General features: G+C 62.6%; 15 protein-coding genes. 9 read left to right on the forward strand and 6 right to left on the reverse strand.

Annotated elements, in window-relative coordinates; genetic code table 11:
* Positions 1–84: 84 nt before the first annotated feature.
* Positions 85–1,173 carry a TRAP transporter substrate-binding protein gene (locus tag IVA87_RS27220; RefSeq protein ID WP_247295771.1) on the forward strand — a complete coding sequence of 363 codons (1,089 nt, stop codon included), beginning with the start codon at positions 85–87 and terminating at the stop codon, positions 1,171–1,173.
* 386 nt (positions 1,174–1,559) lie between these two features.
* The gene (locus IVA87_RS27225; RefSeq protein WP_247295769.1) at positions 1,560–1,925 is read left to right on the forward strand and encodes a hypothetical protein; all 366 of its coding nucleotides are present in this window, start codon (positions 1,560–1,562) and stop codon (positions 1,923–1,925) included.
* A 228-nt stretch (positions 1,926–2,153) separates the two neighbouring features.
* Here the strand turns inward: IVA87_RS27225 and IVA87_RS27230 are convergent, their stop codons facing one another.
* The 5 genes from IVA87_RS27230 to IVA87_RS27250 form a co-directional block, all read right to left on the reverse strand.
* Positions 2,154–2,498 carry a hypothetical protein gene (locus IVA87_RS27230; protein WP_247295766.1) on the reverse strand — a complete coding sequence of 115 codons (345 nt, stop codon included), beginning with the start codon at positions 2,496–2,498 and terminating at the stop codon, positions 2,154–2,156.
* 189 nt (positions 2,499–2,687) lie between these two features.
* Complete coding sequence (gene groL / locus IVA87_RS27235; protein ID WP_247295763.1) at positions 2,688–4,307, reverse strand: chaperonin GroEL; 1,620 nt, start codon at positions 4,305–4,307, stop codon at positions 2,688–2,690.
* A 38-nt stretch (positions 4,308–4,345) separates the two neighbouring features.
* Positions 4,346–4,660, reverse strand: a complete 315-nt coding sequence (gene groES, locus IVA87_RS27240) for a co-chaperone GroES (RefSeq protein WP_247295761.1) — start codon at positions 4,658–4,660, stop codon at positions 4,346–4,348.
* 214 nt (positions 4,661–4,874) lie between these two features.
* Positions 4,875–5,990, reverse strand: a complete 1,116-nt coding sequence (locus tag IVA87_RS27245; protein WP_247295758.1) for a glycosyltransferase family 4 protein — start codon at positions 5,988–5,990, stop codon at positions 4,875–4,877.
* Positions 5,987–6,478, reverse strand: coding sequence for a sigma factor-like helix-turn-helix DNA-binding protein (locus IVA87_RS27250; protein ID WP_247335960.1), 492 nt, complete (start codon positions 6,476–6,478; stop codon positions 5,987–5,989). The genes IVA87_RS27245 and IVA87_RS27250 overlap by 4 nt, the downstream gene beginning before the upstream one ends.
* Positions 6,479–6,972: 494 nt before the next feature.
* On the opposite strand from IVA87_RS27250, the gene IVA87_RS27255 reads away from it, so the two are divergent.
* The 7 genes from IVA87_RS27255 (at position 6,973) to IVA87_RS27285 (ending at position 11,539) form a co-directional block, all read left to right on the forward strand.
* Entirely contained in the window at positions 6,973–7,425 is a 453-nt protein-coding gene (locus IVA87_RS27255; protein ID WP_247295754.1) for an Hsp20 family protein, read from the forward strand.
* 99 nt (positions 7,426–7,524) lie between these two features.
* Positions 7,525–8,010, forward strand: a complete 486-nt coding sequence (locus IVA87_RS27260) for an Hsp20/alpha crystallin family protein (protein ID WP_247295752.1) — start codon at positions 7,525–7,527, stop codon at positions 8,008–8,010.
* 92 nt (positions 8,011–8,102) lie between these two features.
* Positions 8,103–8,465: an SPW repeat protein gene (locus tag IVA87_RS27265; RefSeq protein WP_247295750.1), complete on the forward strand. Its 363-nt coding sequence runs from the start codon at positions 8,103–8,105 to the stop codon at positions 8,463–8,465.
* Between the two features lie 64 nt (positions 8,466–8,529).
* Positions 8,530–8,856 (forward strand): hypothetical protein, encoded by a 327-nt coding sequence (locus IVA87_RS27270; protein WP_247295749.1) that lies wholly within the window; start codon positions 8,530–8,532, stop codon positions 8,854–8,856.
* A gap of 287 nt (positions 8,857–9,143) precedes the next feature.
* Positions 9,144–9,284: a hypothetical protein gene (locus tag IVA87_RS27275; protein ID WP_247295825.1), complete on the forward strand. Its 141-nt coding sequence runs from the start codon at positions 9,144–9,146 to the stop codon at positions 9,282–9,284.
* 239 nt (positions 9,285–9,523) lie between these two features.
* A complete protein-coding gene (locus IVA87_RS27280) occupies positions 9,524–10,198 on the forward strand; it encodes a response regulator transcription factor (protein ID WP_247295747.1) in 675 nt (224 codons plus the stop codon).
* Entirely contained in the window at positions 10,199–11,539 is a 1,341-nt protein-coding gene (locus tag IVA87_RS27285) for an ATP-binding protein (RefSeq protein ID WP_247295744.1), read from the forward strand.
* Positions 11,540–11,608: 69 nt separating this feature from the next.
* Here the strand turns inward: IVA87_RS27285 and IVA87_RS27290 are convergent, their stop codons facing one another.
* The gene (locus IVA87_RS27290; protein WP_247295743.1) at positions 11,609–13,264 is read right to left on the reverse strand and encodes a TRAP transporter large permease subunit; all 1,656 of its coding nucleotides are present in this window, start codon (positions 13,262–13,264) and stop codon (positions 11,609–11,611) included.
* Between the last annotated feature and the right edge of the window lie 13 nt (positions 13,265–13,277).

Consider the following 13,277-nt stretch of genomic DNA (forward strand, 5'->3'; position numbering starts at 1 on the left):
ATGGCATTCGGCCCGGCGATGTTCCATGCTGTCCCCAAGCCTCGACAAGAAGGCCCACAATCAGATCCATCAGGGTAGGAAATCATGAAGAGAAGAGACTTCATCAAGGTCACGGGACTTAGTGCGGCCGGTGCCGCCACGCTCGCCGCGCCTGCGATCGCGCAGTCGATGCCGGAAATCAAATGGCGCATGCCGACGAGCTGGCCGAAATCGCTCGACACGCTGTTTGGCGGCGCCGAGATGATGTGCAAGATGGTCGCTGAAGCGACCGACAACAAATTCCAGATCCAGATCTTCGCCGCCGGCGAGATCGTGCCGGGTCTCCAGGTGCTCGATGCCGTGCAGAACGGCACCTGCGAGATCGGCCACACCGCGTCCTACTACTATTTCGGCAAGGATCCGACCTTCACCTTCGGCTCAGCCGTGCCGTTCGGTCCCAACATGCGCATCAACCAGGCCTGGTACATGCAGGGCGGCGGGCGCGACGTCCTCAACGAGTTCTACAAGAACTACAACGTCATCTCGCTGCTCGCGGGCAACACCGGCTGCCAGATGGGCGGCTGGTTCAGGAAAGAGGTCAACACGCCCGACGATCTCAAGGGCATGAAATTCCGCATTGGCGGCTTTGCCGGACGCGTGCTCCAGAAGCTCGGCGTGGTGCCGCAGCAGCTCGCCGGCGGCGACATCTATCCCGCGCTGGAGAAGGGCACCATCGACGGCGCCGAATGGGTCGGCCCCTATGACGACGAGAAGCTCGGCTTCTACAAGATCGCGCCGCATTACTACTATCCCGGCTGGTGGGAAGGCGGACCGATGCTGCTGGCCTTCGTCAATCTCGACAAGTGGAACGCGCTGCCGAAATATTACCAGAGCGTGCTGGAGCAGGCCGGCCACTACGCCAACAACTACATGATGGCGCGCTACGACACCGCCAATCCGCTGGCGCTGAAGAAGCTGCTCGCCGGCGGAGCCAAGCTGCACGCCTTCTCGCCGCCGATCATGGACGCCTGCCATAAGGCCGCCAAGGAGCTGCACGCCGAGGTCGGCGTCACCAACGCCAACTTCAAGAAGGTCCACGATTCCCTCGCCAAGTTCACGAGCGACGGCTACGCCTGGTTCCAGGTCGCCGAGGTCGGCTACGACATCTTCATGGCCCGGCGCTCCCAGAGCTGATCACGCCACGTGTTGCCTGCAACGCCCCGGAGCGGAAGGCTCCGGGGCGTTGTTGTTGCGGCGTTCCGAAGCACGTCCAAAACAAAAACAGCGAAAACAACCCCATGCACAGTAGACGAGGGGTGATAGCGGGATTGCCTGTCGGTGCTGCCAATAGGCTGATATGTCGAGCTAATTAGCGGGATGAGACGATCGGCGGGCAGCTGGCGTCCGCGCCGCGATTTTGGGCGCGAAACTAGCGCTAGGGATGCCGAGCGACGGATTCGTTTTGCTGTTCCGATTCTGTGAATTACGGAGCCCGCTTGACTCGTCGGGCAAAACAGTGGCAAAAAGCGAAAATCGTATAATCCGAAATTTGGGTTCGCGCCGATCTGGGGGGAATGGCCATGAGCTTTGATCCCGATGAAGTTCAAGACGCACTGCGAAAGGCATGGTCGTCATCGACAGCCAGCCAATGGACCGCGGACAATCCGGCGGCCGGGCAATGCAATGTCACTGCGCTGCTCATTCATGAACTGTTCGGCGGCCAGTTGCTGAGGACACCGCTGCCTGCCGCGGACCATTTTTACAACCGGATCGAAGGCGTGAGGTACGACTTCACGGCGAGCCAGTTCGATCGGCCGATCGTTTACCTGGATTTGTTGGCAAGTCGTGCGGAAGCGGAGCTTGGTGCAACAAACGACGAACTAGCGGAACTCAGAACAGCATTTCAGGAACATCATGCCAAGCGAGGCAAGGGTTCAATGCCTTAGCGAACAACGCCTGCCGCGTCCTCTGCGCTGGGCATGAGCCAATCGAGCCCGAGAACGCCGGCTTCGAGGATAAGGCGACAATACCGCGGAGGGTTCTCGGGGGCCCAAGGCAAGCACGAGGCTCCCTCCCGCGAGGCGGAGTTTCACGCCGCTGCAGCCACCGATCTAAGCATCGAGGCTGCAAGCGATCTCAGGCGCGGAGTTCACCGACGCCGGGGATGTTCGGGTTCAAGAGCCGAACGACGGTGCCGGAAGCTCGCGCGGCGCCAGCATGAACCAGGATGAAGGCGTATCCGCCGTCATCAAGCTATCGACCCTGGTATTCACGCCAGCGTTCCACTTCATCCATGGCATCGACTCAAGATGAGGAATCGGTGGGAGCGCGATCTTCCTTTCGAACGCGTCGGCCGGAAGGGGTTTGCCCGGCATACGATCCATTCCCCAAGCCGCCAGCGACGGCAGCAGGAGGATCGCAGCGATCGACGCCGTGAGTATCCGGCGGGCCAGGCGTTGCGCGAGCACTACGCGGGATTTCTCCGCCCGAGCGGAGATAATGATGTGATCGCTGATCATCTCATCCTCCTATCGTTCGAAAAAGACTGATCCAGGCGATCGTGGCGCAGCTGAGGGTGAACATCAACCAGTGCACGGCCGCCGCTCCGTTTCTACGCAGCCTTTGCTGACGATCTCTGCTCATCTGACCGCTCCTCGTACGTCGATGTCTCCTTTCCTGGTCGAGACGTGGGTCCGTTACTTGCTAAGTTAGAAGTCCATCTGCGGCGCGGCTGGGGCTTCCACCTTCTTTGGTTTCTCGGCGACGAGCGCTTCGGTGGTGATCAGAAGGGCGGCGATAGACGCGGCATCCTGCAGGGCTGTGCGAACCACCTTGGCCGGGTCGATCACGCCGGCCCGCACCAGATCCTGGTACTCGCCAGTCGCGGCGTTAAAGCCCCAATTGTAGTCGCCGTTTTCGATCAGCCTGCCGACCACCAGCGAACCGTCCTCGCCAGCATTCTCGACGATCTGGCGGGCTGGCATCTGGATCGCCCGGCGCACGATGTCGACGCCGGCCTTTTGGTCGGCGTTGGCGGTCTTGACGCGTTCAAGCGCCTTGAGCGCCCGCAACAGCGCCACTCCGCCGCCCGGCAGGATGCCTTCTTCCACCGCAGCGCGCGTCGCATGCATCGCGTCGTCGACGCGATCCTTGCGCTCCTTGACCTCGACTTCAGTGGCACCGCCGACCCGGATTACGGCCACGCCGCCCGCGAGCTTGGCAAGCCGCTCCTGCAACTTCTCGCGATCGTAGTCCGAGGTGGTCTCCTCGATCTGCAGCTTGATCTGGGCAACGCGCGCCTCGATGTCCTTCTTGGCGCCGGCGCCATTGACGATGGTCGTGTTCTCCTTGTCAATTACCACCTTCTTGGCCCGGCCGAGCATGTTCAGCGTGACGTTCTCGAGCTTGATGCCGAGATCTTCGGCGATCATCGTGCCGCCGGTGAGGATCGCGATGTCCTCCAGCATTGCCTTGCGGCGATCGCCGAAGCCCGGCGCCTTGACGGCTGCGATCTTGAGCCCGCCGCGCAGCTTGTTCACGACCAGCGTCGCCAGCGCCTCGCCTTCGATGTCTTCGGCGATGATCAGCAGCGGCTTGCCCGACTGCGCCACCGACTCGAGCAGCGGCAGCATCGATTGCAGTGCGGACAGCTTCTTCTCGTGGATCAGGATGTACGGGTCTTCGAGCTCCGCCCGCATCTTTTCGGCATTGGTGACGAAATAGGGCGACACATAGCCGCGATCGAACTGCATGCCCTCTACCACCTCCAACTCCGTGTTGAGGCTCTTTGCCTCCTCCACGGTGATGACGCCTTCGTTGCCGACCTTCTTCATGGCCTCGGCGAGGAAGCGGCCGATCTCAGTGTCGCCATTCGCGGAGATCGTCGCGACCTGGGCGATCTCGTCGTTCGCCGTGACCTTCTTGGCGTGCGATTGGAGGTCCTTGACGATCGCCTCGACTGCGAGGTCGATGCCGCGCTTGAGGTCCATCGGGTTCATACCCGCTGCAACCGACTTGGCGCCTTCCTTGACGATCGATTGCGCCAGCACGGTCGCAGTCGTCGTACCGTCGCCGGCGACGTCGCTGGTCTTCGACGCCACCTCGCGCACCATCTGCGCGCCCATGTTCTCGAACTTGTCTTCGAGCTCGATCTCCTTGGCCACGGTGACACCGTCCTTGGTGATGCGCGGCGCCCCGAACGATTTCTCCAGCACCACGTTGCGGCCTTTCGGTCCGAGCGTCACCTTGACAGCGTTTGCCAGCGTATCGACGCCGCGCAGCATGCGGTCGCGGGCTTCCGTCGAGAATTTGACGTCCTTGGCAGCCATGACGTTCTCTCCTTTGCCGTTCAATGAGTGTCAGCGCTTCACGCGGCCTTCTTCGTCGCGGCGGCCTTCTCGATCACGCCCAGTAGATCGCTTTCCTTCATGATGAGAAGTTCTTTGCCGTCGATCTTCACCTCCGTGCCGGACCATTTGCCGAACAGCACCCGGTCGCCGACCTTCACGTCGAGCGGCACCAACTGGCCCTGTTCGTTGCGGCCACCCGGCCCGGCGGCGATCACCTCGCCCTCCTGCGGCTTTTCCTTCGCCGTGTCCGGAATGATGATGCCGCCGGCGGTCCTCTCCTCGGCATCGATGCGTCGCACCAGCACGCGATCATGCAATGGACGGAAATGCATGCACATCCTCCCCTACAATTCAGCGATGTCATAAGAACCGGGGGCCGCAACCGGCCGTCCGGCAAAATCGACGTAGGCGCGGCAAAGATGAGGTCAAGAGGGGCTACGAAAATTTTTCGACACCGCCGGCGACGACTTGCCGTGCACGGCGGGACGGAGCGGCGCCCTTGCCGGCTTTCCGCAGTGCCGCAGGTCCGCCCCTTCAATTATCCTTTTACGCGGCCGTGGGCGGCGCTCCCGGAGCGGTGTCCGTGGAGGTCGGCCGAACGCGCAGCGAGTGCCGATAGCCGGAGTTGGCGGTAAGGCTGCGAAGCATCCTCTGGTAGATCCTGGTATACTCCGTCGCCATGCGGGCGGACGAGAAACGTCCCTCGAACCGGGCGCGGATGGCTTTGCGGTCGAGTGCCAGCAATCCGGGAATGGCCCGCACCGCCTCATCGACGTCGGACACGATACGGCCGGTCAGTCCGTCGTCGACGATTTCCGGGACCGATCCGCAACGGAAGGCGAGCACCGGCGTGGCGCAGGCCATGGCTTCGATCATGACCAGACCGAAAGGCTCCGGCCAGTCGATCGGGAAGAGCAGCGCTGCCGCATTGCCGAGAAATTCGCTTTTGGCGCTCTCATTGATCTCGCCGATGAACTCGATTCCCGACTCGTTCAGCATCGGCGCGATGACACCGCGAAAATAGGCTTCATCGGCCTTGTCGACCTTGGCAGCTATCTTGAGCGGAAGCCCCGCCGCCCGCGCAACTGCAATAGCGCGGTCGGGACGTTTCTCCGGTGAGATGCGGCCGAGAAACGCGAGATAGCCGCCTTTCGGGCTGAAGCTGGGGGTGTGCAGATCGAGCGGAAGGCCGTGGTACACCGTCGCCACGAAGTTCGCGCCTGAGAGCGGCGCCCGTTGCGCGTTCGAAATCGAAACCAGCGGCATGTCGGAAAATCGGCGGTAGAACGGCATATGGTCCAGCAGATCCTGCCGGCCGTGCAACGTTGTCAGCGTCCGGCCGCGTTCGGACCGGAACAGCGGAAAATGCAGATAGTCGGTGTGGAAGTGCAGGATGTCGAACTCATCCGCGCGCTCGCGCACCTTGTCGAGCATGACCATCTGATGGGGAATAGCATCTTGCACGTCGGGATCGAGGCGCAGCGCACGAGTGGTGCAGGGAACGAGCTCGGCCGAGGTAATGGAGTCCTGACTCGCAAACAGCGTCACTTGGTGACCCTGTCGCACCAGCTCCTCGGTCAGCCACGAAACCACCCGCTCCGTTCCCCCATAAAGCCGGGGCGGGACGCTCTCGAACAGCGGGGCAATCTGCGCAATCTTCATCTTCTTCCCTCCGCGATTAACCGCTGCGCCAGCCCCGATCGGGACGGCGCGCAGATCATCCAAACGGGAGCGCATCGCGCTCCTGACCTTTTGCAGTGCGAGCGGACCCGCTCGCGCGATACGCCGAAAGTGCCGGCAAGCTCCGCCAGGGTCTTCGGCTGTTCGGCCAGGAATCGCGCCCCGACGATATGGCGCTCACCGAGGTCAAGGAGAGCGAGCGCGTCCTCCGGTGCGCTTCTTACCCCGCTACGATCCTCCGCCTCCGACAGCAGCCTCTTCGGGTCGGGCGCCGGATCGATCAGCCAGTCCTCGATTTGCTCGGCCCCGTGCTCCCGCGTCGTGGGCAGGTTGAGCGAAGTATCACCCCGTATCCAGCCGTTCATCTCGACGACCTCGCGCGAGGCTACTTTTTTGTCGGTGATATTCGACCTGCTCCGGAGCAGGTGGCGGGCAGACTCGATCGGACTGACAGGGTGCTCATTTTCCAATTCCTCCTCGGAGCAAAGCGGGTGAGCTCCCCCAGCATGCGCCTGGGCCCAGAAGCGGCGCCCAGGCGCGCCATGCCGGCGGCGCTCACAAAATGTCGTATCTTCCGAATTGTTCCTTCGAGAAATAACAGCCGCGCCGGGCCCGTGTGAGCAGGGAAATGCAGGCGGTGAATCCGACAATGGCCTTAACGGCCTCGATTTACGGAGCTCCCGTGCCGACTCCAAAGGTGTGGGCCGGCCAAGCATGGGGCTGGTGGCGCAAGCGCGAAGGTGGCCATCTGCAGCGGCGGCTGATGCGAATACAACAATCTACCGAAGCCGAGGTCGGGACGGCAAAAATACAATTCGAGGGCGCATGGCGCTCTTGAAAACGATCGGCGCCGTTCTAGCTCTTGGTTGCCACATGTGTGGCGCCGGACGCCCTCAGGGTCCGGTCAAGGCCGTCGGAAAACCGGCGTTGCTCCTATCCATGTTGCTCCAAGGAGGATGTGGTTATGAGAACTTACGAAATGCCCCCGTTCTGGCGCTCGAGCGTCGGCTTCGATCGTCTGTTCGACCTCGTCAATAACGCGACGAATGCGGACGACGATTATCCGCCGTACGACATCGCGCGTATCGGTGAGAACCAGTACCGGATCACGCTGGCACTGGCAGGCTTCAGTCCCGAGGAGATCACCATCACCGCCGAGCAATCGACGCTTACGGTTGAGGGGCGCAAGCCCAGCAAAGGTGATCAAGACTACCTGTACCAGGGAATCTCCCTGCGGCCGTTCCGCCGCGTTTTCAACCTGGCGGACTATGTCCAGGTCAAGGATGCGACGTTCGAAAACGGCATGCTGAAGATCGCTCTGGTTCGGGAAATCCCGGAGGCGATGAAGCCACGTCGTATCGCGATCGAAGTCGCCGGCAACGACAACCAGCAAATCGAAGGAAAGCAGACCGCCTGACGGAGTTCCGTTCGGGCCGTCGAAACCGCCTGCGCGGCGTGGCCGCGCGCGGCCGAATTTTGTCAAGTGAGCATGAAGAAAACACGAAGGAGGAAAGCTATGCCACTACGTGATCTCATTCCCCGGAATAGCGGCTCTCGCGATCTGAGTCCGCACCGCAGCGAAGCCAATCCGTTCCTCGCGCTTCATCGCGAGATGAATCGGCTGTTCGATGATGCGTTCCGCACGTTCGACGTCACTCCGTTTGGCTCCCAAGCGACCGGATGGCCGAACATCGAAGTCAATGAGACGGAGAAGGAAGTCAAGGTCCTCGCCGAGCTTCCCGGTCTCGAGGAGAAGGACGTCAACGTCGAACTGAGGGGCGGTCTGTTGACCATCAGCGGCGAAAAAAGGAGCGAGACCGAAGACAAGGAGCGCCGCTTCAGCGAACGCTACTACGGACGCTTCGAGCGCTCCGTCCCGGTCGACGATGTCGATCAGGACAAGATCGAGGCGTCTTTCAAGAATGGCGTGCTCGCCGTGACGCTGCCGAAGTTACCAACCGCGCAGCAAAAGGTGAAACGGATCGCCATCAACGGCAAGTAACCGCGGGACGGGCGGGAGTTCGCTTTCGCACGTCGCCGGACTGGCCTGTGCAAAGAGAGTGAGGGAAAGGAGCCAATGTAAGGAGTTGCAACATGAACACCATCTGGAAAAAGGACATGATCGCCGATGGGGTCAACCTTGTGATCGGCCTCGGCTTGTTCATCTCGCCGTGGGCCTTCGGGTTCGCCGCTGAAAGTCCCACTAACTGGAATGCTTGGTTGAGCGGCATCTTGATCGCTGCGCTGGCCGTGGCGGCGCTGGCGATGTTCGCCGAATGGCAGGAGTGGATAGCTCTGGCCGCCGGCGTTTGGGTCGCCGTGTCACCCTGGGTGCTGCACTTCTCGGCCAAGGCAACGGTGGCACCGCTCCACGTCATCGCCGGAATCCTCGTCGCCGCTGTTGCGGCTCTCCGAGTCTGGCAACTGCATCAGGGTCATCCACGTGTGACAGCGTGAATGCTCGGTGAGGGGAGGCTGCGGCCAGCCTCCCTTCGCAACTGACCTGCGCGAGTGCGCCATTTTGCTGGCCAAGCTTGTTGCCCGCGAGATGAACGATGATGGTGCTGCAGTGAAAGGGAACACGCCAATAGTTTCTCCGTCGACGTTTGCGCCAAGCGGAGAGATCGTGCTGACCTCGCGCTTGTACACGCTCGATAAGAAGCGTCGCCGGGTCCTTGCAGGCCTTACCCCTGAGGAGACGACCGAATTCGAACTTTTGGATGCTCAGCTTCCGCTGGATGGCAAGCCGGCTTGGCGACATTCCGAGCTACCGCTCTCCCCGAAAGAGCAGCGGTGGCTGGAGCTATTCCGAAGAATGGAGGCCGCGCGGAAGCAGACCGCTGCCTGAAGACGATTGCGCGTGCTGATCATGGAGGGTTGGCCAAAATACACGTCCTTCGCAGGAATAGTCTCTTGGGCAAGGAGCCTGTTCGCCGGCGGCTTGCGCGAGAAAAGCCGTTCACTCAGCACAGTGAACGAGGATGCGCTGCAGCAACCACGTCCGCCGATCGTCGCGCAGAAGGCGCCGCCCGGGGCCTCGGGACACGATGGTCCCCAGGATGATTGTTCTCTTCCAGAAGGATTGAGAAGGCCGCGCAAAGGACCGCTCAATAAACATACCGGCCGCAGGCCCAATTGCGGGATCTGAACTTCGTCGTTGAAGGCCCTCATGTGCTGGCGAGACTTGCCGGCGTTGTCCTGGCGACCTGGACCGGCCGGCTCTGGACTGCCATCGCCGAGATCGAAATGGTCATTCCATCGGGACAGTCGGCATGAACCTTCAACTCGGGATTCGCCATGGCGATGAGTTCGCTTTCGGTTTTCATAGGCCTGCTCAAGAAGTTCATCCTTTGGTCTGAGAGAAAGGACCGGTCATCGAAGCTTACGCGAACCTGACAGAAGGCCGACCCGCCGCCCCGGTGCTTTTTCGCTGGCCGCAGCGCCGCGAATGCTGGAAAAGAACGCAGATGCGGCGCGAGCCGTGCGGTGACACCGGAACATTCGGCGGGAATTTGATGCGCCTTCTGATCGTCGAGGACAATGCCGAGCTGTCGCGGCTCGTGGCCGGCGGGCTGGCGGCTGCCGGGTATGAGAGCGACATCGTCGGCAGCGCAGCCGAGGCGCGCGAGGCTGTGAGCAGCGTCAGCTATGCCGCGATGATCCTCGATCTCGGCCTGCCAGACGGCGACGGCCTGGCGGTGCTGCGCGAGCTGCGCCTCAAGATGGAGCCGCTGCCGGTCCTGGTGTTGACCGCGCGCGGCGGCGTGCAAGACCGCGTCACGGGCCTGCGCAGTGGCGCCGACGACTATCTCACAAAACCATTCGCGATGGAGGAGCTGGTGGCGCGGCTGGAGGCAATCCTGCGCCGGCCGGGCCAGCTGCTCGGCCGCTCGCTGCGTCTTGCCAATCTGGTCTACGACACCGAGAGCCGCCAGATCTTCGTCGACGACCAGCCGCGGATCATCTCCGCGCGCGAGACGTCCGTGTTGGAGATCCTGTTGCGCCGGCAGGGCCGGGTGGTGCCGAAGAAGAACGTCGAAGATCACATCTTCGGGCTCGAAGGCGAGGTCGCCTCCAACGCGGTCGAGGTCTATGTCTCCAGGCTGCGCAAGCAGCTCAGCGAACACGGCGCCAAGGTGGTGATCCACACCATCCGCGGCGTCGGCTATCTCATGGCCGAGGAAAAATAGGTGGCTGCCGAAGGGCACGTCAGATCGCTCACGTTCAAATCGCTGATCTGGCGGATCGTCTTCCTGCACATCGTGGCGGTCGCGATGGTCGCGATCGTCCTGCCGCTGGTGCTGTTCTGGCTGCTCAATTCCGAGATCGACCAGTTGCACCACGACGGCATGCGCGCCCAGGCCGAGGTGCTGGCGGAGCGCATCGTCGCCCAGCCGGACGGTTCGCTGACGTTCAACCTGCCCGACAGTCTGCGCGGGCTCTATTCGGACGCCTACGGCCGCTATCAGTACGACATTCGCGATGGCGAAGGCCGGCTGTTGTTTTCCTCGCATCGGCGGGCCGCAGCGGCGGCTCCTCGGCCACCCGAGACGATTTCCGGCGCCGGCGTCACCCGGGTGATCGACGGCAAGACGCTGCGCATCCAGGTCGCCGAGGATCTCGCGCATCGCGACGTCATCATCGACGACATCGTCTCGAACTTCTTCCGACGGGTCGGGTGGATCACCATCCCGGTCCTTCTGGTCCTGCTCGCAACCGACATCATCATCTTCCGCCGTGCGATCGCGCCGTTGTGGAAGGCATCGGAGGAGGCCAGCAATATCGGCCCGGCGCGCACCGACATCCGCCTGCCGACGAAGCAGATCCCGCGCGAGATCATGCCGCTCGTCACGGCAGTGAACCAGGCGCTCGACCGCCTCGAGGACGGCTTTCGGGTACAGCGGCAGTTCACGGCCGACGCGGCTCACCAACTGCGTACGCCGCTCACGATCCTGCGCGCGCGGATCGAGACGCTTGGTGACGGCGCGGCACGTGAGGCGCTGCATGCCGACATCGAAGCCATGAGCCGCATCGTCGCCCAGCTGCTGGAGATCGCCGAGCTCGACACGCTGGTGCTCGACCCCGGCGAGACCGCTGACTTGCGCGCCGTCTGTGCCGAGGTGGTCGGTTCGATCGCCCCGTTCGCGATCGCGCAGCACAAGGACATCGCCCTGCGGGGCAGCGACGCACCGGTCATGATCCACGGCAATTCGGAGATGCTTCAGCGTGCAATCTTCAACCTCGCCGAAAACGCCATCAAGTTCACGGCGAGGGACACCGCCGTCGAGGTCGAGGTGGGCGAGGACGGCTCAGTGCGGGTGCGCGATCGCGGTCCCGGCATCGCGGAGGCCGAGCGCGAGCTGATCTTCCAGCGCTTCTGGCGCCGTGACCGCCAGCGCAGCGACGGTGCAGGCCTGGGGCTCTCGATCGTGCGCGGCGTCGCGGACGATCACGCCGCGACCGTCGCGGTGGAGAACCTTCCCGGCGGCGGCGCGGAGTTCACGCTACGATTCAGGTTGGCGGGCAAGTGAGCTGACGCTTCGCTCGCCCCTTTAGAGTCCCTTTAGAGGAGGGTAGGAGGGCAGTCGCGCCCTCCTGCGCTACTTTTGCGGCGGACCGAGATCGAGCGGCGGCAAGTCGATCTGCGGCACTTCGATCTTGATCGTGCTGGGGTCGATGTTCGATTGCACGCCCTTGTAGTGCATCACCATCGAGGGGAACGCGATCACCAGACCCACCATGATCATCTGAATCACGACGAATGGCACCGCCCCCCAATAGATCTGGCCCGTGGTGACAGGCTCCATTCGCTTGCCGGTCACGCGATCAGTATATCGATCCTTCGGCGCGACCGATCGCAGATAGAACAGCGCAAAGCCGAACGGCGGATGCATGAACGAGGTCTGCATGTTGACGCCGAGGATGACGCCGAACCAGATCAGGTCGATGCCCAGATGCTCGGCCGCAGGTCCGAGCAGCGGGATCACGATGAAAGCGAGCTCGAAGAAGTCGAGGAAGAAGGCCAGCACGAACACGAACGCGTTGACGAAGATCAGGAAGCCGACCTGGCCGCCGGGCAGGGAGGTGAGCAGGTGCTCGACCCAGACATGCCCGTTGACGCCGTAGAAGGTGAGCGAGAACACGCGGGCGCCGACCAGGATGAACACAACAAAGGCCGACAGCTTGGCGGTCGATTCCGTGGCCTGCCGGATCAGGTCCCAGCTCAGCCGCCGCTTTGCGGCACCGAGGATGAGGGCGCCGGCGGCACCCATCGCGCCGCCTTCGGTCGGCGTCGCGATGCCGATGAAGATCGTACCCAGCACCAGGAAGATTAGGAACAGGGGCGGCACCATGACGAAGGTGGTCTGCTGCGCCATCTTCGAGAGGAAACGGAAGCCGGTGAGCTTGTCGATGACCCAGTTCAGCACGGCGACGGCGAAGGCGAAGATGATACCGTAGAACATGCTCAGCACGACGTAGTCGGCGCCATGCGTGCTCGAATTGCGCATCATGAACCATCCGAACACACAGCTCGCGAGGAACAGCATGCCGAGCGAGACCAGGCCGCGGCTGCCGTCCTCCTCGCGGAAGCCGATGGCCTCCTTCGGCAGGCCCGGCACGGCCTTCGGGAAGATCATGCTGACGAGGAAGGCATAACCGGCGTAGAGAGCGGCGAGCACGAGGCCCGGGATGAAGGCGCCTTCGTACATGTCGCCGACGGACTTGCCGAGCTGGTCGGCCATCACGATCAGGACGAGCGAGGGCGGAATGATCTGGGCGAGCGTGCCTGACGCGGCGATGACGCCGGTCGCTACCCGGCGGTCATAGCCGTAGCGCAGCATGATCGGCAGCGAAATCAGCCCCATCGAAATCACCGAGGCGGCGACCACGCCGGTCGTCGCGGCCAAAAGCGCGCCGACGAATACCACCGCGTAGGCAAGTCCGCCGCGGATGGTGCCGAACAATTGGCCGATGGTGTCGAGCAGGTCCTCGGCCATGCCCGACCGCTCCAGCACCAGGCCCATGAAGGTGAAGAACGGAATGGCGAGCAGCGTGTCGTTGTTCATCACGCCGTAGACCCGCTCCGGCAGGGCCTGGAGGAAGTCGGGGTGGAATTGGCCGAGCTGCACGCCGATAATGGCGTAGAACAGGCCGACGGCGCCGAGCGAGAATGCCGCGGGATAGCCGAGCAGCAGCACGACGACCAGCGACGCGAACATGATAGGCGCCATATTGGCGATGATAAACGCGGTCATGATTCCCCCTAAA

This window comes from Bradyrhizobium sp. 147 (assembly GCF_023073935.1).
In the GTDB taxonomy this organism is placed as follows: domain Bacteria; phylum Pseudomonadota; class Alphaproteobacteria; order Rhizobiales; family Xanthobacteraceae; genus Bradyrhizobium.